The sequence below is a fragment of the Flavisericum labens genome (assembly GCF_045446075.1).
Classification (GTDB): domain Bacteria; phylum Bacteroidota; class Bacteroidia; order Flavobacteriales; family Flavobacteriaceae; genus Flavisericum; species Flavisericum labens.
This window is the reverse complement of the sequence record NZ_JBJJBQ010000005.1, coordinates 76419-99555: the sequence shown is the minus strand read 5'-3', so window position 1 is coordinate 99555 and position 23137 is coordinate 76419. Positions and strand designations below refer to the sequence as shown.

Genomic DNA, 23137 nt, shown 5'->3' with positions numbered 1-23137 from the left:
TGGAATATGGATTTTATCCCCATAAAAACACCTCAGGTTGCAAAAAAAATGTTTCCGAATTATGTTTGGGATGTTCCAAATAATGAAAAGATTATTTATTTAACTTTTGATGACGGTCCAACCCCAGAAATCACTCATTGGACTTTAAAAATCTTAAAACAACACCAAGCCAAAGCCACCTTTTTTTGCATTGGAAATAATATTGAAAAGCACCCCGATATTTTCCAAGATATTGTTCGTGATGGGCACTCGGTCGGTAATCATACTTACAATCACATTAAAGGCTGGAAAAACAAAACCGATGATTATTTAGATGAGGTTGAGGCAACCCAAAACATAATAGATTCACAAATTGAGAATTCAGAACACAGAACTCGAAATTTGTTTAGACCACCTTATGGGCAAATTAAGCCTAAACAAGGTAAAGAACTCATTGAAAAAGGCTATAAAATCATTATGTGGGATGTACTGTCTTTTGATTGGGATAAAACTATTACACCTAAGGCTTGTATGGGCAATGTAATTGACAAAGCCATGGCTGGCAGTATTATTGTGTTTCATGATAGCATAAAAGCGTCAAAAAACATGCAGTATGCTTTACCCAAAGTCCTTAAGTATTTCAATAAAAAAGGTTATTTGTTTGAAAGTTTATAAAAGATAATTAAAGATATTCCTTTACAATACCAATTAAATTATTGGCTTCTTGATCACCACTTTGGCGCCATTTCATTTCACCGTCTTTGTAAATAATAAGTGTAGGCAAGGTTTTAACGCGCAAGGCTTCGGCAAGTTCTCGATTTTTTTCAACATCAATTTTAATGACCTTGGCCTTATCACCCAAAGCAGCTGCGACGTCTCTTAAAATCAGATGCATTTCGCTCGTTTGCTCATCCAATTCCGAATAAAAATCTAATAAAACCGGAATATCTACATCAATGAGTTCCCCAAATTTAGACATACTTTATTGTTTATTAAACATATGCTCTTATACAAATATAGCATTTCTGGGCAATTATGCATCACTTGAGCCCTTTTTAAGCTCTATTACAGTTATTTCTGGCCATATACCAACGCGTCCAGGATAACCTAAATAGCCAAAACCTCTATTAACATTAATGTATTGCCCCATTTCTTCGTAAATACCCGCCCAGTATTTATAACGCCATTTTGCCGGACTCCATTTTACCCACCCAGGAATTTCAATACCAAACTGCATACCATGTGTATGCCCACTTAAGGTTAAATGATAATGCACACCATCTTTAATCACCTCGTCTTCCCAGTGTGAAGGGTCGTGGCTCAATAATATTTTAAAATCATTGGTGTCAATATTTTCAGTGGCTTTTTTTAAGTCACCGGCCTTTTTAAATCCGCCGCGCCCCCAGTTTTCAACGCCAACAACGGCAATTTTTTGTCCGTTTTTTTCAATAAATCGGCTTTCGTTCATTAAAAGCTTAAATCCCATGTCCTTTTGTAATTGGATCAAATCATCAAGATTTTGAATTTTCGCTTCTTTAGATGGCCACCTTACATAATCGCCATAATCATGGTTTCCTAAAATGGAAAACACACCATCTTTTGCTTTCAATGAACTAAACAAATCTTTCCAAGGTAACATTTCAGAAGATTTGTTATTTACCATATCACCAGTAAAAAATATGGTATCTGATTTTTGCTCGTTTATTAGGTTTATCCCGTATTCAATCTTTTCTCTGTTGTCAAAACTACCTGAATGAATATCACTTATTTGGGTGATTTTATAGCCATCAAAGGCCTCTGGCAAATCTTCAAAATGTAGCGTATAATTTAAAACCCTAAATCGGTACTTGCCTTTGTACATCCCATATAACAATGAAGCAAACGGAATAGCAGCAACACCCAATGCAATTTGACTGATAAACTTTCGGCGCGAAGCCATATAAAACCCGTCATTTTTGGTTACCAATTTATCGTAGAGGCCGTAAATGATTCTGATAATATCTTCACCTAAAAGCAAAGGGATTAACGCAAGCCCCAGCGAGATAAACGCCAATAGAAATCCGAAGGCATAGCTCTTAGCCGGATTTAGCACGCGCCCCTCGGAATATACCGTAAATTGAATAATAAAATTCCCGGCAATAATTACCGCCATTACGATAAACAGGTAGTTAATCCAAGGGGTTTTGGTTATAGTTTTTACAGCCTGAAATCCATAAAATACAATAACGGCATAAAAAAGTATGAATAGTATCCAGCGAAGCATGCGTCCTTTTTTAATCAAAGATAACAGTATTATTAGCCAATAGAGAATCGAAGAATTTATTTAACTAATTGTTAAGAATTTAAAATTTAAAGGGTTACAAATCCGTATTTTATAAATTCCGTTTTCACCATAACTTTTTGTAGTTTTACGTTTCTTTCAAAATACAATTCATGTCAGCACAAAAACGCCTATTTTTAGTAGATGCCTACGCTTTAATTTTCCGTGGCTATTATGCCTTTATAAAAAACCCAAGAATTAACAGTAAAGGCATAGACACCTCGGCCATCATGGGGTTTATGAATTCTCTTTTGGATGTTATTAAGCGTGAACGCCCAGACCATTTAGCTGTTTGTTTTGATAAAGGTGGTAGTGCCGACCGTGTTGAAATGTTTGAAGAATACAAAGCCAACCGAGATGAAACTCCCGAGGCCATAAAAGTGGCAGTGCCCTACATCCAGAATATTTTAAAGGCGATGCATATTCCCATTATAGTTAAAGAAGGTTTTGAGGCCGATGACGTTATAGGCACACTTTCCAAACAAGCCGAAAAACAAGGTTATCAAACGTTTATGGTAACACCAGATAAAGATTTTGCACAATTAGTTTCTGATAATATTTTCATGTACCGCCCAAAATCGTTTGGCGGTGGCTACGAAACTTGGGGCATCCCCGAAGTACAAAAAAAGTTTGAGGTTGAGCGACCCGAACAGGTCATTGACTTTTTAGGCATGATGGGTGATTCTAGTGATAATATTCCCGGGTTGCCAGGCGTAGGTGAAAAAACAGCAAAAAAGTTCCTGAAGGCTTACGGCAGTATGGAAGGTTTGTTTGAAAACACCCATGAGCTAAAAGGAAAAATGAAAGAAAAAGTAGAGGCCAATCAAGAATTAGGTTTGCTCTCAAAGAAATTAGCTCGGATTATGTTGGACGTTCCAGTGGAATTTGATGAAACCGATTTTGAAATGTCTGAACCAGATATTGAAGCTGTAAAACACATTTTTCAGGATTTAGAATTTAGAAGGCTTACCGAAAATTTCTTAAAAACCTTCGCTCCGGGGGAAGAAACTAAAGTTTCTACCGCCGAAACCAAAGTTAAAAGTACTCCAAAACCGAAACAGACTTCCACTGCCGGTGCCGGTCAGTTTTCTCTTTTTGGTAATGATGGAGAAGCTGAAACTTCTGAAACAATTTCTGATTACACCAGAAAAACTGCAGAAACGACCTCACATTTTTATCAAAGTGTGGCATCTGGTATGGCAACCAAACTGTTCATTAAAAATTTAATGAATCAACCTTCGGTATGTTTTGACACCGAAACAACAGGTATAAATCCGCTGACTGCTGAGTTAGTCGGTATTTCTTTTTCGTGGGAAACTGGCAAAGGGTTTTACTTACCGTTTCCAGAGAACAAAGGTGAGGCACAAGAACTCATCGAACTGCTGCGTCCGTTTTTTGAAAGCGAAAGCATTGAAAAAATTGGTCAGAATTTAAAATACGACATTAAGGTATTGGCCAAATACAATATTGAAGTAAAAGGCAAATTGTTCGACACCATGTTGGCACATTATCTCATCAACGCAGATATGCGACACAATATGGATGTTTTAGCAGAAACGTACTTGAATTACACACCTATTTCCATTGAATCCTTAATTGGCAAAAAAGGAAAAAACCAAAAATCGATGCGCGAGGTGCCTTTGGAACAACAAACCGAATACGCTGTTGAAGATGCCGATATTACACTTCAACTTAAAGAACATTTTCAAAGCGAATTGGGTGCGGCCAATACCCAAACTCTATTTGATGACATTGAGATTCCTCTTTTACGTGTTTTATCGGCTATGGAATTAGAAGGTGTCAATCTAGATAAAGATTTCTTAAACTCATTATCAGAAGAGCTTAACAGTGATATTTTAACCCTTGAGAAAAATATTTACGAAGCTGCTGGCGAAGAATTCAATATTGCATCGCCAAAACAATTGGGTGTGGTTTTATTTGAAAAAATGAAGTTAGTAGACAAACCAAAAAAAACCAAAACTGGGCAATATTCAACCGCCGAGGATGTTTTGAGTTATTTGGCCAAAGACCACGAAATCATCCAGAGCATTTTAGACTTTAGGGGGCTTTCAAAATTAAAAAGCACCTATGTTGATGCCTTACCACTTCAGGTAAACCCTGAAACCAAACGCATTCACACCGATTATATGCAAACCGTTGCTGCCACGGGCCGTTTAAGCAGTAACAATCCTAATTTGCAAAACATCCCTATCCGTACGGAGCGTGGACGACAAGTGCGTAAAGCGTTTGTTCCGAGAAATGAAGACTATCTATTATTAGCAGCAGATTATAGTCAAATAGAATTGCGTATAATTGCTGCCTTAAGCCAAGAAGAAACCATGATTGAGGCATTTAAACATGGTGAAGACATTCACGCGTCAACGGCTTCAAAAGTATTTAATGTAGCTATAGAAGATGTAAATCGTGAGCAACGAAGCAACGCTAAAACTGTAAACTTCGGAATTATTTATGGGGTTTCTGCTTTCGGATTGAGCAATCAAACCAATTTATCGCGAAGTGAATCCAAAGAACTAATTGACACGTATTACGAAACCTATCCAAAACTTAAAAATTACATTAGTAAACAAGTTGATTTTGCTCGAGACCATGGTTATGTCCAAACGGTTTTAGGGAGGCGCCGATATTTAAAAGATATCAATTCTAGAAATGCTGTGGTTCGGGGCGCAGCCGAACGTAATGCAGTTAATGCCCCAATTCAAGGTAGTGCGGCCGATATTATTAAAATTGCCATGATAAACATTCACAAGAAATTGAGCGAGGGCGATTTTAAAACCAAAATGCTCCTTCAGGTGCATGATGAATTGGTGTTTGATGTTTACAAACCTGAATTGGAAGAAATCAAAGAATTGGTAAAAACCGAAATGGAAAACGCCTATAAATTGGATGTTCCTTTGGATGTTGATTTGGGTATTGGTGATAATTGGTTAGAGGCACATTAATTAAAGAACTACTTCCTCTTTTTTTTATACTTAACCTTATTTTTCCGCTTATTAAAAGGCACAGCATCATCAAAAGTATGCTTAGGTTTACTAGGTTTATTTTTACGCCATTTCTCGTTCTCGGGAAGTAGTACTTTTAACAAATCCTGACGCCCTAATTTATTGAGTGTCTTTTTTATCCAAGCTTTGTTTTCATCTTTATACCAAAAGAAAAAACGGTGTTGCTCGTCTTTTTCCTTGGGTGTTTTAGGCGTATTTACTTTTTTAAGTGTATATGGGTGGTAGCCGCTGTAATATATAACCGTAGCTACGGTCATAGGTGTAGGTGTAAAACCTTGAACCTGCTCCAGCTGAAAGCCCATATCCTTGGTTTCGGCTGCCAGATTGGCCATATCTTCGGCTTCGCATGCGGGGTGATTGGAAATGAAATATGGTATAAGTTGAAGGTTTAAGTTCTTCTTGATATTAATCTTGTCGAAGCGTTCTTTAAACTTATGGAAATAGCTAAACGATGGTTTACGCATTAGTTTCAACACCGGGTCACTAGTATGTTCGGGCGCCACTTTTAACCGTCCGGAAACATGTTTGGTCATAACCTCTTCGGTGTAATCGTCTAACTCTTTTGGATCTACATTTTTATTGAATTCGGGCACCAGCATATCATGGCGGATACCACTTCCAATAAACGATTTCTTTACTTTTGGATGGCTATCTACTGCTTGATACAAATCGGTTAATGGTTTGTGCGACGTATCCAGATTGCTGCAAATAACCGGTGAGATACAACTGGGAGCGACACATCTATCACATATCTCCTGAACCTTGCCCTTCATTTTGTACATGTTAGCACTTGGGCCTCCAATATCACTTAAATAGCCTTTAAAATCCGGCATATTCGCTACCGTATCCACTTCTTTTAAAACAGATTCCTGACTTCGGGAAGCAATAAATTTACCTTGGTGTGCCGAAATGGTACAAAAACTACAACCACCAAAACAACCGCGGTGAATGTTGATGGAAAACTTAATCATTTCAAACGCTGGAATAGGTCCGCGTTTATTGTATTTTGGGTGTGGTAACCGCGTATATGGCAAATCGAAAGACGCATCAATTTCTTCTTCCGTCATGGTGGGATAAGGCGGATTAATCATTAAGGTTTTATCACCTACTTTTTGAAAAATACGCCTCGCCGCCAACTTATTTGATTCTTGCTCAATAATTTTGAAGTTAGACGCATAAGCTTTTTTATCGGCCAGACAGGTTTCATGCGAAACAATTTCAACATCCTCCCAGTTACTGTTTTTTGGGATTTTTTCATCCTGTTTAACAAAAACAGCGGTTTGGCTAATGGTATTTAAACTATCAAACGGTACGCCTCTAAGCAACAAACGCACAATTTCACGTAGCGGTTGTTCGCCCATGCCATAAACCAACATATCGGCTTTTGATGTCTCCAAAATTGAGGGCATCAACTTATCACTCCAATAATCATAATGGGTTACTCTTCTCAAAGACGCTTCAATACCACCAATTAAAACTGGTACATCTGGCCATTTTTCCTTTAAAATGGTCGAGTAAACGGTTGTGGCATAATCGGGCCTAAACCCTATATCGCCATTGGGTGTGTAAGCATCTTTGCTTCTACGTTTTTTATTGGCGTTATAGTTGCTCACCATAGGGTCCATACAGCCGCCAGTAACACCAAAAAACAATTTTGGCCTTCCTAATTTTGTAAAATCCTGAAGGTTATCGTTAACATTGGGTTGTGGCACAATAGCTACTCGTAACCCTAAACTTTCTAAAATACGACCAATAACGGCCGGCCCAAACGAAGGATGGTCTACATAGGCATCGCCGCTAAATAGGATAACATCTAATTCTTCCCATCCGCGAATTTTTACCTCTTTATTTGTAGTAGGCAACCAATCTGAAAGTTGTAACTCTTGCATAGCGCAGCAAAAGTAATTAAAAATAAACTCTTATTTTCAATAAGTTAGAATAATTCCAAATAGGGTAACTCCATGTATTCGTTTAAAAACCAACACTTAAAAGCAAGATCCAAAAATCCTATTAACCAAAATTACTATTAAAACATTCAATAATTTCAACTATATTTATAGACACCAACAAACCAAAACGACATTAAATTATGAATAACTCTAGACGACAATTTTTATCCTCAATTAGCCTTCTTGCCGCCGGAATGGCTCTGCCCGTTTCTGCATTCAGCTTCAGTTCAAAAAAAGAAAAACTCAAAGTAGTTTTAGTAGGTACTGGAATAAGAGGCACGAGCTTTTGGGGTAAACGTTTGGTAGATGAATTTTCAGAAATACTAGAGTTCGTTGGGTTGTGCGACCATAACCCCGGGAGGCTAGAATATGCTAAATCTTACATTGGAGTAAATTGCCCTACGTTTACAGATTTTGAAAAAATGGTGCTGCAAACCAAGCCCGATTTGGTAATTGTTACCACTAAAGATTCAATCCACCACGAATTTATAATAAAAGGTTTGGATTTGGGCTGTGATGTACTGACGGAAAAACCACTAACCACAGACGAAGACAAATGCCAAGCCATTATTGATGCCGAAAGACGCTCCAGTAAAAACTTAATAGTTGGGTTTAATTACAGATGGAGCCCATATAATACCAAAATAAAGGAACTTTTAGCCAAAAACACCATTGGCCAATTAACTTCGGTAGATTTTAATTGGTGCCTTAACACTTACCATGGAGCTTCCTATTTTAGGAGATGGCACGGACAAAGGGAAGATAGTGGAACCCTTTGGGTACATAAAGCTACGCATCATTTTGATTTATTGAATTGGTGGATAGACTCAGATCCCAACGAAGTTTTTGCATATGGCGACTTAGAGCATTATGGAAACAACAATGCTTTCTCAGGAGATAGTTGCCGTTCTTGCGAGCATAAAAAAGATTGTGATTTTTACTGGGATATTACCAAGAACAAACGAATGATGGATTTATATGTGAACAATGAAAAATACGATGGATATATTAGAGACAATTGTCTGTTCCGAAAAGATATTAATATTTACGATAAAATGTCGGCTCAGGTGAAGTATGAAAACAACGTGACCCTAAATTATTCGCTTACCACATATTCTCCTTTTGAAGGTTGGAAGGTTGCCTTTAACGGTACCAAAGGCCGTATTGAAGCTTGGATGCACATACCATATCATGAAAACAGCACCGTGAACCAAGCCGAAATGCACCGCAAAGAAATGGAACAAACTTCTAAGGAAGCACTTCAATACGAACCTATAATAATCCACAACCTATGGAACGATTTTAAAACTATAACCGTACCCATGGAACGCAGTGGCCATGGCGGTGGCGACAAAAGGCTGCATGAAAAAATATTCGCCAACCCCAATATGGATGATCCCTATGGGCGTTCGGCTGGCATTAGGGATGGTGCTATGTCAGTACTCATAGGTGTTGCCGCAACAAAAAGTATAGAGTCTTGTGAGCCTATTAAAATAGCCGAATTGACCAATTTAAAGCCAAGAGCCAAGAGAATTTAAATACCATTTACAAACCTGGCATTAAACTTAAAAAGATAAAAAATTAGACATTTAAGTAACAGCCATTTATGGCTTCATTTTTTATCTGAAATAATCTGTCTCCACTATTTGGTAATCAAATATATAATCGTAAATTTGCAAACTCTTTTTGAGAGAGGAATGTTTAATAATTAAAAAATCATTAGTGTGGACACATTAAGCTACAAAACGATTTCAGCAAACAAGGCTACTGTAAATAAAGAGTGGGTTTTAGTTGATGCTGAAGGTCAGGCGCTTGGTCGTTTAGCTTCTAAAGTTGCAAAACTTTTAAGAGGTAAACACAAGCCAAACTTCACACCTCATGTAGATTGTGGCGATAACGTAATTGTTATCAATGCCGACAAAATCACTTTATCTGGTAACAAATGGAACGACAAAACGTACATTCGTCACACTGGGTACCCTGGAGGTCAAAGAAGTTTAACTGCTACCGAATTGTACGGAAAAGACCCTGCAAGAGTAGTAGAAAAATCAGTAAAAGGAATGTTGCCTAAAAACAAATTAGGGGCAGATTTATTCCGTAATCTAACAGTTGTTGTTGGTTCAGAACATGCTCATGATGCACAAAAACCAAAAACAATTAACTTAAACGAATTTAATTAATGGAAGTAATTCACAAAATTGGCCGTAGAAAGACGGCTGTTGCTCGTGCTTATGTTGCCCCAGGAAAAGGGAACATAACCATTAACAAAAAAGACTTAGCTAATTACTTTACTACAGCTACCTTGCAGTACAAAGTAAAGCAACCATTAGCTTTGACTAACAATGATAGCAACTTTGATATTACCGTAAATGTAAATGGAGGTGGTATTACTGGACAAGCTGAAGCGGTTCGTCTAGCAATTTCTCGCGCTATGTGCGAGGTTGATGCTGAAAACAGATTGACCTTAAAACCAGAAGGGCTGTTAACAAGAGACCCAAGAATGGTAGAACGTAAGAAATACGGACAGAAGAAAGCTCGTAAGAAATTCCAGTTCTCTAAACGTTAATATCATAATCAACATGATTGTGAAAACCTTTTACGGTAAAGCAGTCTTGTTGAAATTTAAAAAATTTAAAACAGTTATTTGTTGTTCCTAGTTATAAAAAACAGGACTTAGTTTAGCATCTAAATGATTAAGGCGATTAGTAAAATGACCACTTAATCATTGCTAATTCAACAGAACGTAAACTATTACAAAAATGGCAGTAGAAGTAAAAGAATTACTAGAAGCAGGTGTACATTTTGGACACCTTACACGTAAGTGGGACCCGAACATGGCGCCTTACGTATATATGGAGCGTAATGGCATCCATATCATTAACCTTTATAAAACAGCGGCTAAAATTGATGAAGCCGGAGCAGCACTTGCTAAAATTGCAGCTTCAGGTCGTAAAATTTTATTCGTTGCAACAAAAAAACAAGCAAAGGATATTGTTGCTGAAAAAGCCAGCGAAATCAACATGCCTTACATCACAGAAAGATGGCCAGGTGGTATGTTAACCAACTTTGTTACTATCAGAAAAGCTGTTAAGAAAATGGCTTCTATCGATAGAATGAAGAAAGATGGTACTTTCAACACATTATCTAAAAAAGAGCGTTTACAAGTTGACCGTTTGAGAGCTAAGTTAGAAAAAAACTTAGGTTCTATTAACGACATGACTCGTTTACCAGCTGCGTTGTTTATTGTAGATATTAAACGTGAGCACATCGCGATTAAAGAGGCTCAAAAATTAAACATTCCAATTTTTGCAATGGTTGATACCAACTCAGATCCACGTCAAGTTGATTATGTTATCCCAGCAAACGATGACGCTTCTAAATCGATAGATAAAATTTTATCTCACGTAACCTCTGCGGTAGCAACAGGTTTGGCAGAACGTAAAGCAGAAAAAGACGCTGCAACGGCCGAAAAAGATGCTCCTAAAGCTAAAAAAGCACCAGCTAAAGCAGCTGTTGCTGAAGAAGAAGAATAAATAACATTAACAAAACATGATTAAGTCGTTTGATTCTTTTCTTCGTTGAAATAAATTAAACGACTTTTTTAAATTATAAATTACTATGAGTACTACAGTAAAAGTTACAGCAGCTGAAGTAAACAAATTAAGACAAGCTACCGGTGCCGGTATGATGGACTGTAAAAAGGCCCTTGTTGAAGCTGAAGGCGATTTCGATAAAGCTATCGAGGTATTGCGTAAAAAAGGACAAAAAGTAGCAGAAAAAAGAGCCGACAGAGATTCTTCTGAAGGTGCCGCTGTTGCTAAAATAAATGCAGAAGAAACTGCAGGGGTAGCTATAGTTTTGGGTTGTGAAACTGACTTTGTTGGTAAAAACGAAAACTTCTTGGCTCTAGCTAATCAATTGGCTGAAATTGCTCTAAACTGCGATTCTAAAGAAGCCTTTTTAGCTGCAGATTTCGACGGAATGACTGTTGCCGATAAATTAGTTGAACAAACGGGTGTCATTGGTGAAAAACTAGACATCACAGCTTTTGAAAAATTAGAAGCGCCTTTCGTAGGTCAATACGTTCACATTAATAAAATTGCTGCTTTAGTAGGTTTATCTGCAAAAGTTGACAATGCTGATGTTTTAGTAAAAGACGTTGCCATGCAAGTAGCATCAATGGGAGCAACTTCATTATCTTATAAAGATTTTGACCCAGCTTATGTTGCATCAGAAACCGAAGCTAGAATTGCTGTTATTGAAAAAGATAATATTGAATTAGGTCGTTTAGGTAAAACACTTAAAAATGTACCTAAGTATATCTCTATGGCGCAATTAACTCCTGAAGTTATAGCTGAAGCTGAAGAAGCTGCCAAAGCAGAATTAAAAGCTGAAGGTAAACCAGAACAAATTTGGGACAGAATTTTACCTGGTAAAATGGAGCGTTTCATTTCAGACAACACCACTTTAGATCAAGAGCAGTGCTTATTAGATCAAAAATTCATCAAAGATGAAAAGAAAACTGTTGCTGAATATGTTTCTTCTTATGGAGAAGTTGAAATTGCAGGTTTTAAACGTGCTACAGTAGGATAAACCAATTCCTGTATAATCAGGAATCTTTTAATACATAACCACTATTCTATATGATTTAGAATGGTGGTTTTTTTATACCCATAACCTAAAAAAATTAATCGCAATTTCAACATATCTAAAAATTTAAATGAAAAAAAAATTGCTTAGTTTTGCACAAGTTCATGAAACAAACTAAATGAAATATAAAAGAATACTCCTTAAATTATCGGGCGAAGCCTTAATGGGTAACCGCCAGTACGGTATTGACCCTGAACGTTTGGCCGAATATGCCCAAGACATAAAAACAATTACAGACAAAGGCATTGAAGTAGCTATTGTAATTGGTGGTGGCAATATTTTTAGAGGCGTTGCAGGAGCCAGTAAAGGCATGGACCGCGTTCAAGGAGACCATATGGGTATGCTGGCCACGGTTATAAACGGCTTAGCTTTGCAAGGCGCATTAGAAGATGCCGGCATACCAACAAGATTACAAACAGCCATAAAAATAAATGAAGTTGCTGAACCTTTTATAAGGAGAAAGGCCATGCGTCACTTAGAAAAAGGTCGTGTTGTTATTTTTGGCGGTGGAACCGGAAATCCTTATTTTACAACAGATTCAGCGGCCGTATTGCGTGCCATTGAAGTGGAGGCCGACGTGATATTAAAAGGAACACGTGTTGATGGTATTTACAACACGGATCCCGAAAAAGATACCAGTGCAGTTAAGTTCAACTCTATATCCTTTGACGATGTGTTGAGTAAGGGCCTAAAAGTAATGGATACCACTGCCTTCACCTTAAGTCAAGAAAACAAATTACCAATTATAGTTTTCGATATGAACAAAAAAGGCAACCTGCTAAAAGTAGTTTCAGGAGAAAACATCGGTACGGTAGTCAACGTTTAGTTTTTGGCGTAATTTTTGAATATTAAAGTTTCATTTAAAAGCTTATACAATGAACGAAGAAATAAAATTTATATTAGATAGCACCAAAGAGGCGATGGACAACGCTATTACCCATCTAAAAAAACAATTTGTTAACATCAGAGCGGGTAAAGCGAGCCCGGCTATGTTAGGTAGCGTAATGGTAGATTATTACGGTACGCAAACACCTTTAAACCAAGTAGCAAATGTTAACACCCCAGATGGCAGAACCATTACCGTTCAGCCTTGGGAAAAAAGCATGCTACAAGAAATTGAGCGTGGTATAGCTTACGCCAATCTTGGTTTTAACCCAATGAATAATGGTGAAACCATTATTATTAATGTACCACCTTTAACTGAAGAACGCAGAATTACGTTGGCCAAACAGGCAAAAGCTGAAACTGAAGACGCCAAGGTGAGCATCAGAACAGCAAGAAAAGATGCCATGAACGACATTAAAAAATTAGATGATGTCTCTGAAGACGCCAAAAGTAACGCTGAAATTGACATACAACAATTAACCGACATTTACGTTAAGAAAGTTGATGAGCTCTTTGAACATAAAGAAAAAGAAATCATGACAGTATAAATTAAAGGCGGCAATCAAGTCGCTTTTTTTTACCCTTAGTAATTTATCCAGGTTGTTTCAATGCTTAAACGCTTTATTTTTCTCATCTCCATAGGTGTTTCTACCTTAGGGCAATCTCAAATGCAACACGAAACGGAGAGACAACCCCAACAAGATTCCATTAAAAAAAGTGAATTATTAAAGAGTATTGGTAATGGTTATTTTCCAACAAAATATTTTAATGCAGATTTAAGGTATTTAATTAAATTCAATCAATACGAGGGAGTTCGTACTGGTCTTGGTGGATTAACAAATAAGCGTTTTTCAGAAAAATACAGACTCAACACTTATGTAGTTTATGGGTTTAGGGATCATCGCTTTAAATATAGTTTTGGAGGCGGTTTTAGAATTTCTGAAAAAACAAACAGTTGGGTAAACTTATCTTATACTGATGACTTACAAGAAACTGGAAGCACGGAATTTTTAACAGACGGGCGATTTTTTCAGTTTTTTGAACCTCGATTACTTAACATCAACCTGTTTCATAGGCACATTACAACATCATTGTCGTTCCAGCATCAGATTAGTTATAAACTAATTACTGAAGCCGAATTTTCGGTAAGTAATATACACCCAACATACAATTACAGCTACCTTTTAAATGTCAGCCCTATAAGCTCTTTCGATTTGAGCCTTGGAAAAGTTGCGCTTCAATGGGATCCATTCAGTAAAATTTCTACTTCCGAAAAAGGGATAAAGCAAACCGAAGAAGGATACCCCAAGTTTACTTTTCAATACACCAAGAATTTCAACAATATTTTTAAAAGTAATTTTAGCTTTTCAAAATTCGATTTTAGAACCCTTTACAAATTTGGAAATGAACCCGATAATTTTTCAGAAATCACATTGGTTTCAGGAATCGCCAATGGTAACACACCACTTACCCATTTATACCATGCCTACCCCAACAATATTACCAAAGAAACCATATTACAGCGCTTTTCGGTAGCAGGTTTGAACAGTTTTGAAACGATGTATTTCAATGAGTTTTTTTCTGATAAGTTTGCCACCGTTCAATTTAAACACTTCTTAAAACCATTCAACATTTCCGAACGTTATAAACCACAACTCGTGTTAATTACACGCTACGCCATCGGCGACATGAAAAACCCAGAAAGACATCAAAATATCACTTTTAACTCTTTGAAAAAGGGCTATACTGAATCTGGCTTCGAGCTCAATAAATTATTATTTGGTTTCGGCATTAGCTTTACCTATCGATATGGTGCTTACCATTTGCCCCAAATTGACGATAATGTTGCTTTTAAATTTACATTTAACGTCTCAATATGATGTATTATACTTGTTTTTTCTACCTTTGCGCAACTCTTAATTAGAGCATGTTAAAACTTTTTACAAAAGACTTTTGGGATGTTGTGGCAAGATTGATTTTACGCAATAAAATCATCATTCTTGTTGGCATTATCATAGCAACTTTTCTATTGAGCCAAAAGTGGGAAAACATGCGTCTTACCTATACCGAGGCAAATTTACTGCCAGATGACCACGAGGTTAACATTAAATACAATAATTTTTTAGAAACTTTTGGTGAAGAAGGCAATCTGATTGTACTTGGCGTAAAAGACAGTAGCTTATTTACGGTTGAAAACATAAATGCTTGGAATAAACTTTCTCACAGTTTTAAAGACAACGAAGCTGTTGAAACGGTCATCTCTATAAAAGACCTCCAAAAATTAGTTAAGGATACCGAAAACGCTAAGTTTAAACTAGAGCCTTTTATTACCGATAGCATAAAATCGATATCTGAGATTGAAACTTTGCAAGACGAACTTTTTAAAAAGTATCCGTTTTATGACAATTTCCTATTTAATAAAGAAACCAAAACAATTAGGAGTGCCATTTATTTAAAAAAGGACATTGTTAACACATCGGCCAGAAAAGATTTTGTGATTAAGGTGCTCATGCCCAAAATAGAAAGTTTTGAAGCCGATTACAATCTAGACGTTAGAGTTTCAGGGATGCCTTATATTCGAACTCTAAACTCTAAAAATATTGTTGACGAAATTGGCAAGTTCATATTTGCAGCACTTTTAGTTACCTCGGTTATATTCTTTTTCTTTTTTAGATCTTTTAGGGCCACTTTTATTTCACTCGTTGTGGTATGTATTGGGGTGATGTGGACCTTGGGCATCATTGGATTACTGAATTATGAAATAACAGTTTTAACAGCACTTATTCCACCGCTAATTATTGTAATTGGCATTCCCAACTGCATATTTTTAATCAATAAATACCAGCACGAAGTTAAGTTGCACGGTAATAAGGTAAAATCATTACAAAGGGTAATTACTAAAATAGGTAACGCCACTTTAATGACCAACGTAACCACGGCCTCTGGTTTTGCTACTTTTATTCTTACGGAAAGCAAGCTTTTAAAAGAATTTGGTGTTGTGGCATCATTGAGCATTTTAGCTATTTTTATTTTGTGTCTGCTCATTATTCCTATAATCTATACCTTTTTACCATACCCAAAAGACCGCCATTTAGAACACCTTAATAAACGCTGGATAGGCGGCTTTGTGAATTGGATGGAACGCATGGTAAGGCAACGGCGTATTACTATTTATTTTACGGCGGTTATTTTAGTGGCCATAAGTATTATAGGCATTTACCAAATAAAGATATCAGGCAGTTTAATTGAAGATATGCCTCAAGAATCTGATTTTGTAAACGACATTCGTTTTTTTGAGGAAGAATTCAATGGTATAATGCCTTTGGAAATCATGGTCGATACCAAACGTAAAAAAGGAGTGATGAAACTTTCTACTCTTAAGCGTATGAACGAGCTTGAGGATTTGATTATTGAAACGCCAGAATTATCAAAACCCATTTCCGTGGTAAGTTTGGTGAAATACTCCAAACAGGCTTACTATAATGGTAATACCAAATTTTATCAACTGCCTACTTCGCAAGAAAACAGTTTCATTTTATCGTATGCAAAAAACTCTTCCTCTAACGTAGATATGCTTCAAAATTTTGTGGACAGCACTGGACAGTATGCTCGTATCACCACATTTATGAAGGACATTGGTACGGATAAAATGGAACGCATAGAAGAAAATCTTCAAACAAAAATCGATAAAGTATTTCCCGAAGAACGGTACGATGTCACCTTAACAGGCAAAGCACTCGTATTCCAAAAAGGCACCAAATATTTGGTTAAGAATTTAGCCATTTCATTATCTCTGGCCATCCTTCTAATTGCATTGTTTATGGCATACATGTTTAGGTCTGCACGAATGATTATTATATCGTTAATACCAAATCTATTACCACTATTGATAACGGCCGGATTAATGGGCTATTTGGGTGTGCCTATAAAACCCTCAACTATTTTGGTGTTTAGTATTGCCTTTGGTATTTCGGTTGATGACACGATTCATTTTTTAGCAAAATACCGCCAAGAATTGCAAGCTAACAATTGGAAAATTAAAGTATCTGTTTACGGTGCGCTTCGCGAAACCGGAGTAAGTATGTTTTACACATCTATTGTACTGTTTTTTGGTTTTTCGGTATTCACCATCTCCAATTTTGGTGGTACGGTAGCATTAGGTGCTTTAGTTTCTGCTACCTTACTTTTTGCCATGTTGTCTAACTTACTTCTTCTACCGTCGCTATTATTATCATTAGAAAGAAGTATCGCTAACAAACAAGTGCTTAGAGAGCCTTCCATCAATATCATTCCAGAGGAAGACGAAGAAGATCAATAAATTGAAATTCACATTACAAAATTTTGAATTTTAGAATTTGAATTTTCATAATTGAAACCTTTATATTTACAGTATAAATTTATATTCATGCAAGGCAAAACAGTTTTACAGCTCTTAACAGAAGACATTGTTATCCCTGAAGTTGAAGTAAAAGGTTGGGTAAGAACTTTTCGGGCCAACCGCTTTATTGCTATAAACGATGGATCAACCTTAAATAACATTCAATGTGTAGTAGATTTTGAAAACTTTGATGAGTCCCTATTAAAACGTATTACTACAGGTGCCGCGATACATGTAAAAGGCGAGTTGGTTGAAAGCCAAGGTAAAGGCCAAAAAGTAGAAATAAAAGTTGAGGAATTGGATGTTTTAGGTGATTCAGACCCAGAAACCTACCCCATTCAACCAAAAAAACATTCTTTTGAGTTCTTAAGAGAAAATGCTCATTTACGCACGCGAACCAACACATTCAGTGCCGTTATGCGTTTGCGTTCGGCACTCTCGTTTGCCATCCATAAATATTTTAACGACAACGGTTTTTACTACATGCATTCACCCATTATAACGGGCAGCGATGCCGAAGGTGCTGGTGAAATGTTCCAAGTGACTAGCCTCGATGTGAAAAATCTACCCAAAGACGATAAGGGTAATATTGATTATTCTGAAGATTTCTTTGGAAAGGAAACCAATCTTACTGTATCTGGACAATTAGAAGCCGAAACTTATGCCATGTCACTTGGTAAAGTATACACATTTGGTCCGACCTTTAGGGCAGAAAATTCAAATACATCGCGACATCTAGCTGAATTTTGGATGATAGAACCTGAAGTTGCCTTTATGGATTTGGCTGGAAACATGGATTTGGCCGAAGACTTTATGAAATCGGTTATAAAGTATATTTTAGACAATAATAGTGAAGATCTTGAGTTTTTAGACAAACGCCTTCAAGATGAAGATAAAACAAAGCCTCAGGCCGAGCGTAGCTCAATGACGCTAATTGAAAAATTAAAATTTGTAACCGACAATCACTTTAAACGGGTTAGCTATACCGAAGCCATTGATATTTTACGCAACTGTAAACCAAACAAGAAAAAGAAATTCAAATATTTAATTAACGAATGGGGCACCGATTTGCAAAGCGAACACGAGCGCTATTTGGTAGAAAAGCATTTTAAATGTCCCGTAATTTTATTTGACTATCCAGCAAATATTAAAGCCTTTTATATGCGTTTGAATGACGATGGCAAAACAGTTCGCGCCATGGACATTCTATTTCCTGGTATAGGTGAAATTGTTGGAGGGGCGCAACGTGAAGAACGTTTAGACGTTTTAAAACAAAGAATGGACGCTGTAAATATTCCTGAGGAAGAACTTTGGTGGTATTTAGATTTGAGAAAGTACGGTACTGCAGTACATTCAGGTTTTGGTCTAGGTTTTGAACGTTTAGTGATGTTTGCCACAGGAATGAGCAATATTAGAGATGTGATTCCGTTTCCAAGAACACCTCAAAATGCTGAATTTTAGTTGCTAAACAATAGCTTAAATTTTTAAATCAAAAATAGAAAAATCATAAGTAAATTGCTTTTTTTATCTTTGGGTAATACGCTTAAATTGAACCATGCTTAAACAACATTTACAATTCAAATTATCGCAAAAACTATCGCCGCAGCAAATTCAGCTGATGAAACTGATTCAGCTGCCCACGCAGGCATTTGAGCAGCGTTTAAAGCAAGAGTTAGAAGAAAACCCAGCCCTTGAAGGTGGTAAGGAGGAAGCACCCAATGATTTGGAATCTGATTTTGACAACTCGGCAGACGATTATAACGACAACGAAACCATCGATGCCGGAGAAATTAATGTTGATGAATATTTAAGTGATGATGAAGTACCCGATTACAGAACACGAAGCAATAATTACAGCAGTGATGACGATGATAAAAACATGCCTTATGCCGCTGGAACATCGTTTACTCAACATTTACTAAACCAGCTAAACACGTATCGCTTGAATGAGGAAGAGCGGGATATCGCAGAATTTCTAGTTGGAAGTGTTGATGAAAGTGGCTATATAAGAAGGGAATTAAGTGACATCATGGACGATTTGGCCTTTACTCAAAACGTTTATACTACTGAAGAAAATATTGAAAAGGTTTTAAAAAAGGTACATCAATTAGATCCAGCTGGGGTTGGCGCAAGAGATTTGCAAGAGTGTTTGAGTATTCAATTGCATCGAAAAGAAAAAAATGCAGACACTGATTTAGCCATTAATATCATCGATAATGCCTTTGACCAATTCACCAAAAAGCATTACAAAAAACTACTTCAAAAGTTTGATATTACTGAAGAGCAGCTAAAAGGTGCTATTTCAGAAATTGAACATTTAAACCCGAAGCCAGGTGGCTCTTACTCTGGAAATAACCGAATTGTTGAGCACGTGGTACCCGATTTTGCCATTAAAATTATTGATGGTGAACTCGAGTTAACCCTCAACGGCCGAAACGCGCCAGAGCTTCACGTATCGAGGGAATACAACAATATGTTAAAGGGGTATAAAGACGCCAAAGACAAATCGAAATCGCAGAAAGATGCTGTCATGTTTATCAAACAAAAATTAGATGCGGCCAAATGGTTTATTGAAGCCATAAAACAGCGCCAACAAACTTTGTTTGTAACCATGAGTTCTATAATGCATTATCAAGAACAATACTTTTTAACGGGCGATGAACGCAATTTAAAGCCCATGATTCTAAAAGATATTGCTGATGAAATCAACATGGATGTTTCTACAGTATCTCGTGTTGCTAACAGTAAATATGTCGATACGCCTTACGGCACCATACTTATAAAAGAGTTGTTTTCAGAGTCAATGAAAAACGACCAAGGAGAGGATGTTTCTACTAGAGAAATTAAAAAGATTTTGGAAACCGTTATTGAAGAAGAAAACAAGAAAAAACCTTTAACCGACGAAAATTTAGCTTCCATATTAAAAGATAAAGGTTACCCTATCGCTAGGCGGACGGTTGCCAAATATAGAGAGCAACTTGATATTCCAGTAGCTCGATTACGTAAAAAAATATAATGGATAAGCTTTTAAAAAGTATCTCGTATATTTTTCATCCGCTATTCATGCCTATTTTTGGGGTATGGTTTTATTTTAAGATTTCCCCCAGGTTTGTTACAGAAGATGTTATTCATGGTAAGCTAATATCGCTTGCTTTATTGACGGTTGCATTACCCATTCTAATATATTTCCTTTTAAAAACTTTAGGAAAAGCTAAATCCATTCACCTTCAAACAACAAGAGAAAGAATTTATCCTTTAATTTTATACGGTACTATATTAATAGTTGTATTGCAACGTGTTATTGTACCCTCATTATCCGCCGAACTATATTTTTTCTTTATAGGCATACTTATTTCAAATATGGCCTGTTTGTTAATGGCCATTATGAAATTTAAAGTTAGCCTTCATATGATTGCCATTTCGGCGGTATTCATGTTTTTTGCGGCACTTAGCATACACTTTAATGTAAACATCAACAGCACGCTTGCCATCATGTGTATTGTTATGGGAGCCATTGCCACGTCTCGTTTACATTTAAATGCACATAATTATAAGGAACTAATTCTTGGCGTATTTTTTGGCGTGATACCACAAATCATATTAGTGAATTATTGGCTGTAAAATCTTAAAGTGAATATTTCAAAAACCCAGCTAATTTAACATCCAAATCAAGTACAGTTCTAACTTCAACCTCATCAGTAGTTTCAAAACTGCCTTTAAATCTATAAACCTGATAAGTATTATCTTTTGTAATTTGAAAAACAGTATCTAATTTTAGGCTCTGGTAGTCTCCGAAAATATTTTTTATTTTAGTATATGTTCTTTTTTGAAGGTTTTAGGTTAATCCGTCAATCATTCTCGAAGTAGCCTCTCCCTTAGAAAACATATAAAAACCATCCGCTTTCTGAGCTGAAAGTATTTTGTGGGATATCCTTTCAGCAAATTCTTCTTGATTATTGGTAAAGTCCAAGTTATCGACCGATTTTTCCTTTTGTTTATTTCCACAATTAGAAAGCATAATTGTTATTAATACTAAATAAAATATTGTTCTCATAACAATTAAAGATTATAAAATATAGAACATCAAACCTATTTTTAAAGCGTTCATATTTATATTAGAGTTATTCAATTGTGCGTCCTTATTAAAAATAGGATTTAGGGCAAAATACAGATGTAAGTTCCAAGTATTGTAACCAGCGCTTAATGTAATGCCATACTGCAAATTATTGAAATGATCATTGTCGTTATATTTTATGTTGCCTAAACCTCCTTCATACTTAACGGTATTTATAAATGAATAACCGAGCTTAAACCCGGTGTAAATACGCCAAAAATTATATTCTGTTGGTGTAGAAGTTCTCCATCTAAATTCAATCGGAATTTCTATTATATGTGAAGACATATTATTCTTGGCAAATGTCTTGCTATCTTCTATAATACTGTAATTGAAATTACCGTTATTACCTTTACTTACCAAAAGGTTTTGATTGAACGAATTTGCAGAATACCCGAGCCCGAGCCCAATGGCCCAAGTCCTCTTCTTATTGATGGGCATATCCTTTATAAAGCCCAAATGAAAACCTAATGAAAAACCACTTTGCCTTAAATCTGATGGTCTATTTGCCAAAATGTTATAGGTTACCCCAGCATAAAAGTGGTCTTCTTTGTAAAGGGAATCTACTTCCTTTTCAACTACATCCTGAGCAAAACCAATGCAACAAAAAATCAATAAGATTAAGGGAAAACGTTTCATAAAGAATAAATGTTATACCAATCAAATTTAGCACTAAATTTTAATTTAATGGTATTAAACATAAAAGGCGTTCTGAAAAATTCAAAACGCCTTTAATATAAAATTAAGAGTATAAATTATTAGTTATCTAGCGCACTTCCCTTTTTGGTAGTATAATTTATTTTAAGTGCGTTAACCTTACGTAACTCATATTTAATATCTCCAATAAGCCCCATGTTGGCATCACTATCTACTTTTAATGCCGTAGTTAAAAACGGTACCAATTCTTCTCGTTTTGACGCACGCTCTTCTGCTATAAAAGAAGCGATATCACTAACATTGGCAAAATCGTCATTCAGCTGAATTCTAGTTTCAGAACCATATTGCGTATAATTGGCACTTGGCTTTCCTGCATAAATGTACATTACCAAATCTTTTTTATCAAGTTTTTCTACTTGGTCTGCATAGGGCAAATTATTCTCAATCTTTAAGGTATTTTGCCTCATTACCGTGGCCACCATAAAGAAGAATAATAACATAAATACAATATCTGGTAACGAAGCTGTATTTACTGCTGGTATATCGTTTCCCTTTTTCTTTTTAAATTTAGACATATTATTAAATGTTAAATTTTAATCTATTGAACTTCTGAAAGCTTTTGAGGGTAATCAAGTTTTATTTGCTCGATTTGCTTCTTAAGCTTTGCTTTATTTCCGGGCCAATTCACATCTGCATGGTTTGCTTCCATTTCCGTGAATGATTCACCATAAAGTTCTTCAGCTCTTCTGTTTCTCAGCTCATTATATGCAGCTACAAGTTCATTTTGAACCGAGATATACGCTTTATATTTGGTTTCTCGCTCGTTCTTTAACGAAATAATAGCTTTATCTGGATTATCTGAAGAGTCTGAATCTTTATTTCCTTTACAATAACTGCACGACCCATCGCCTCCATTATCCAAAAACTCCTTGGCTGCTGCTCTTAAATCTTTTAACTCCATAATTTCATCTTCGACAAGCAATTGATCTTTACCATTTAATAAAACAGTAAATATGTTTTTTTGCTTGATAATTGGAGGTTCAGTTTCTTCAATGGGTGGCAACTTCCTATTTAAACCTGAGTCGGTTTCAATAGTTGTTGTAACCAAAAAGAAAATCAATAACAAGAAAGCAATATCGGCCATGGAGCCTGCATTTACTTCTGGTGCTGCTCTTTTTGCCATAG

Annotated in this window: 21 protein-coding genes; 14 read left to right on the top strand and 7 right to left on the bottom strand. The window is 36.2% G+C overall.

The window, feature by feature from the left end:
* The first annotated feature begins 6 nt into the window (after positions 1-6).
* Positions 7-654 (top strand): polysaccharide deacetylase family protein, encoded by a 648-nt coding sequence (locus ACIEHO_RS10060; RefSeq protein WP_406971251.1) that lies wholly within the window; start codon positions 7-9, stop codon positions 652-654.
* 7 nt (positions 655-661) lie between these two features.
* Here ACIEHO_RS10060 and ACIEHO_RS10055 read toward each other — a convergent pair whose 3' ends face one another.
* On the bottom strand, positions 662-958 hold the full coding sequence (locus ACIEHO_RS10055) for a thioredoxin family protein (RefSeq protein ID WP_406971249.1): 297 nt from the start codon (positions 956-958) through the stop codon (positions 662-664).
* A gap of 54 nt (positions 959-1012) precedes the next feature.
* Positions 1013-2242: a metallophosphoesterase gene (locus tag ACIEHO_RS10050; RefSeq protein ID WP_406971247.1), complete on the bottom strand. Its 1230-nt coding sequence runs from the start codon at positions 2240-2242 to the stop codon at positions 1013-1015.
* 170 nt (positions 2243-2412) lie between these two features.
* On the opposite strand from ACIEHO_RS10050, the gene polA reads away from it, so the two are divergent.
* Positions 2413-5259 carry a DNA polymerase I gene (gene polA / locus ACIEHO_RS10045; RefSeq protein ID WP_406971245.1) on the top strand — a complete coding sequence of 949 codons (2847 nt, stop codon included), beginning with the start codon at positions 2413-2415 and terminating at the stop codon, positions 5257-5259.
* An 8-nt stretch (positions 5260-5267) separates the two neighbouring features.
* Here the strand turns inward: polA and ACIEHO_RS10040 are convergent, their stop codons facing one another.
* Positions 5268-7208 (bottom strand): YgiQ family radical SAM protein, encoded by a 1941-nt coding sequence (locus ACIEHO_RS10040; RefSeq protein ID WP_406971243.1) that lies wholly within the window; start codon positions 7206-7208, stop codon positions 5268-5270.
* A 200-nt stretch (positions 7209-7408) separates the two neighbouring features.
* Between ACIEHO_RS10040 and ACIEHO_RS10035 the strand changes: the two genes are divergently transcribed.
* From ACIEHO_RS10035 to ACIEHO_RS09980, 12 genes are all read left to right on the top strand, one after another.
* Complete coding sequence (locus tag ACIEHO_RS10035) at positions 7409-8806, top strand: Gfo/Idh/MocA family oxidoreductase (protein WP_406971241.1); 1398 nt, start codon at positions 7409-7411, stop codon at positions 8804-8806.
* A 186-nt stretch (positions 8807-8992) separates the two neighbouring features.
* Positions 8993-9448, top strand: coding sequence for a 50S ribosomal protein L13 (gene rplM, locus ACIEHO_RS10030; protein ID WP_406971239.1), 456 nt, complete (start codon positions 8993-8995; stop codon positions 9446-9448).
* On the top strand, positions 9448-9834 hold the full coding sequence (rpsI, locus tag ACIEHO_RS10025; protein WP_406971237.1) for a 30S ribosomal protein S9: 387 nt from the start codon (positions 9448-9450) through the stop codon (positions 9832-9834). Before rplM ends, rpsI begins: the two co-directional genes overlap by 1 nt.
* 193 nt (positions 9835-10027) lie before the next feature.
* On the top strand, positions 10028-10801 hold the full coding sequence (gene rpsB, locus ACIEHO_RS10020; RefSeq protein WP_406971235.1) for a 30S ribosomal protein S2: 774 nt from the start codon (positions 10028-10030) through the stop codon (positions 10799-10801).
* 85 nt (positions 10802-10886) lie between these two features.
* The gene (gene tsf, locus ACIEHO_RS10015) at positions 10887-11861 is read left to right on the top strand and encodes a translation elongation factor Ts (protein ID WP_406971233.1); all 975 of its coding nucleotides are present in this window, start codon (positions 10887-10889) and stop codon (positions 11859-11861) included.
* A gap of 175 nt (positions 11862-12036) precedes the next feature.
* Positions 12037-12744 carry a UMP kinase gene (pyrH, locus tag ACIEHO_RS10010; RefSeq protein ID WP_406971231.1) on the top strand — a complete coding sequence of 236 codons (708 nt, stop codon included), beginning with the start codon at positions 12037-12039 and terminating at the stop codon, positions 12742-12744.
* Positions 12745-12793: 49 nt separating this feature from the next.
* Positions 12794-13351 carry a ribosome recycling factor gene (gene frr / locus ACIEHO_RS10005; protein WP_406971229.1) on the top strand — a complete coding sequence of 186 codons (558 nt, stop codon included), beginning with the start codon at positions 12794-12796 and terminating at the stop codon, positions 13349-13351.
* A gap of 60 nt (positions 13352-13411) precedes the next feature.
* Positions 13412-14683, top strand: a complete 1272-nt coding sequence (locus ACIEHO_RS10000; protein WP_406971227.1) for a hypothetical protein — start codon at positions 13412-13414, stop codon at positions 14681-14683.
* Positions 14684-14730: 47 nt separating this feature from the next.
* Positions 14731-17121: an efflux RND transporter permease subunit gene (locus tag ACIEHO_RS09995; RefSeq protein WP_406971225.1), complete on the top strand. Its 2391-nt coding sequence runs from the start codon at positions 14731-14733 to the stop codon at positions 17119-17121.
* A gap of 87 nt (positions 17122-17208) precedes the next feature.
* On the top strand, positions 17209-18642 hold the full coding sequence (asnS, locus tag ACIEHO_RS09990; protein WP_406971223.1) for an asparagine--tRNA ligase: 1434 nt from the start codon (positions 17209-17211) through the stop codon (positions 18640-18642).
* Between the two features lie 94 nt (positions 18643-18736).
* Complete coding sequence (gene rpoN, locus ACIEHO_RS09985) at positions 18737-20197, top strand: RNA polymerase factor sigma-54 (protein ID WP_406971221.1); 1461 nt, start codon at positions 18737-18739, stop codon at positions 20195-20197.
* Positions 20197-20802 carry a hypothetical protein gene (locus ACIEHO_RS09980; RefSeq protein ID WP_406971219.1) on the top strand — a complete coding sequence of 202 codons (606 nt, stop codon included), beginning with the start codon at positions 20197-20199 and terminating at the stop codon, positions 20800-20802. The genes rpoN and ACIEHO_RS09980 overlap by 1 nt, the downstream gene beginning before the upstream one ends.
* A 214-nt stretch (positions 20803-21016) precedes the next feature.
* On the opposite strand, the gene ACIEHO_RS09975 is transcribed toward ACIEHO_RS09980, so the two are convergent.
* The 4 genes from ACIEHO_RS09975 to ACIEHO_RS09960 all read right to left on the bottom strand — a co-directional run bounded on the left by ACIEHO_RS09975 (position 21017) and on the right by ACIEHO_RS09960 (position 23135).
* Positions 21017-21235 (bottom strand): hypothetical protein, encoded by a 219-nt coding sequence (locus tag ACIEHO_RS09975; protein ID WP_406971217.1) that lies wholly within the window; start codon positions 21233-21235, stop codon positions 21017-21019.
* Positions 21236-21247: 12 nt separating this feature from the next.
* A complete protein-coding gene (locus ACIEHO_RS09970; protein WP_406971215.1) occupies positions 21248-21934 on the bottom strand; it encodes a porin family protein in 687 nt (228 codons plus the stop codon).
* 119 nt (positions 21935-22053) lie between these two features.
* Positions 22054-22527 carry an ExbD/TolR family protein gene (locus ACIEHO_RS09965; protein ID WP_406971213.1) on the bottom strand — a complete coding sequence of 158 codons (474 nt, stop codon included), beginning with the start codon at positions 22525-22527 and terminating at the stop codon, positions 22054-22056.
* Between the two features lie 23 nt (positions 22528-22550).
* On the bottom strand, positions 22551-23135 hold the full coding sequence (locus ACIEHO_RS09960) for an ExbD/TolR family protein (protein ID WP_406971211.1): 585 nt from the start codon (positions 23133-23135) through the stop codon (positions 22551-22553).
* Positions 23136-23137: the final 2 nt, after the last annotated feature.

What these genes read in the sequence shown, in the direction of transcription:
- ACIEHO_RS10060 (WP_406971251.1), top strand. Translation starts at nt 7, where the DNA reads ATGGATTTTATCCCCATAAAAACACCTCAGGTTGCAAAAAAAATGTTT.
- ACIEHO_RS10055 (WP_406971249.1), bottom strand. Translation starts at nt 958, where the DNA reads ATGTCTAAATTTGGGGAACTCATTGATGTAGATATTCCGGTTTTATTA.
- ACIEHO_RS10050 (WP_406971247.1), bottom strand. Translation starts at nt 2,242, where the DNA reads ATGCTTCGCTGGATACTATTCATACTTTTTTATGCCGTTATTGTATTT.
- polA (WP_406971245.1), top strand. Translation starts at nt 2,413, where the DNA reads ATGTCAGCACAAAAACGCCTATTTTTAGTAGATGCCTACGCTTTAATT.
- ACIEHO_RS10040 (WP_406971243.1), bottom strand. Translation starts at nt 7,208, where the DNA reads ATGCAAGAGTTACAACTTTCAGATTGGTTGCCTACTACAAATAAAGAG.
- ACIEHO_RS10035 (WP_406971241.1), top strand. Translation starts at nt 7,409, where the DNA reads ATGAATAACTCTAGACGACAATTTTTATCCTCAATTAGCCTTCTTGCC.
- rpsI (WP_406971237.1), top strand. Translation starts at nt 9,448, where the DNA reads ATGGAAGTAATTCACAAAATTGGCCGTAGAAAGACGGCTGTTGCTCGT.
- rpsB (WP_406971235.1), top strand. Translation starts at nt 10,028, where the DNA reads ATGGCAGTAGAAGTAAAAGAATTACTAGAAGCAGGTGTACATTTTGGA.
- tsf (WP_406971233.1), top strand. Translation starts at nt 10,887, where the DNA reads ATGAGTACTACAGTAAAAGTTACAGCAGCTGAAGTAAACAAATTAAGA.
- pyrH (WP_406971231.1), top strand. Translation starts at nt 12,037, where the DNA reads ATGAAATATAAAAGAATACTCCTTAAATTATCGGGCGAAGCCTTAATG.
- frr (WP_406971229.1), top strand. Translation starts at nt 12,794, where the DNA reads ATGAACGAAGAAATAAAATTTATATTAGATAGCACCAAAGAGGCGATG.
- ACIEHO_RS10000 (WP_406971227.1), top strand. Translation starts at nt 13,412, where the DNA reads ATGCTTAAACGCTTTATTTTTCTCATCTCCATAGGTGTTTCTACCTTA.
- ACIEHO_RS09995 (WP_406971225.1), top strand. Translation starts at nt 14,731, where the DNA reads ATGTTAAAACTTTTTACAAAAGACTTTTGGGATGTTGTGGCAAGATTG.
- asnS (WP_406971223.1), top strand. Translation starts at nt 17,209, where the DNA reads ATGCAAGGCAAAACAGTTTTACAGCTCTTAACAGAAGACATTGTTATC.
- rpoN (WP_406971221.1), top strand. Translation starts at nt 18,737, where the DNA reads ATGCTTAAACAACATTTACAATTCAAATTATCGCAAAAACTATCGCCG.
- ACIEHO_RS09980 (WP_406971219.1), top strand. Translation starts at nt 20,197, where the DNA reads ATGGATAAGCTTTTAAAAAGTATCTCGTATATTTTTCATCCGCTATTC.
- ACIEHO_RS09975 (WP_406971217.1), bottom strand. Translation starts at nt 21,235, where the DNA reads ATGAGAACAATATTTTATTTAGTATTAATAACAATTATGCTTTCTAAT.
- ACIEHO_RS09970 (WP_406971215.1), bottom strand. Translation starts at nt 21,934, where the DNA reads ATGAAACGTTTTCCCTTAATCTTATTGATTTTTTGTTGCATTGGTTTT.
- ACIEHO_RS09965 (WP_406971213.1), bottom strand. Translation starts at nt 22,527, where the DNA reads ATGTCTAAATTTAAAAAGAAAAAGGGAAACGATATACCAGCAGTAAAT.
- ACIEHO_RS09960 (WP_406971211.1), bottom strand. Translation starts at nt 23,135, where the DNA reads ATGGCAAAAAGAGCAGCACCAGAAGTAAATGCAGGCTCCATGGCCGAT.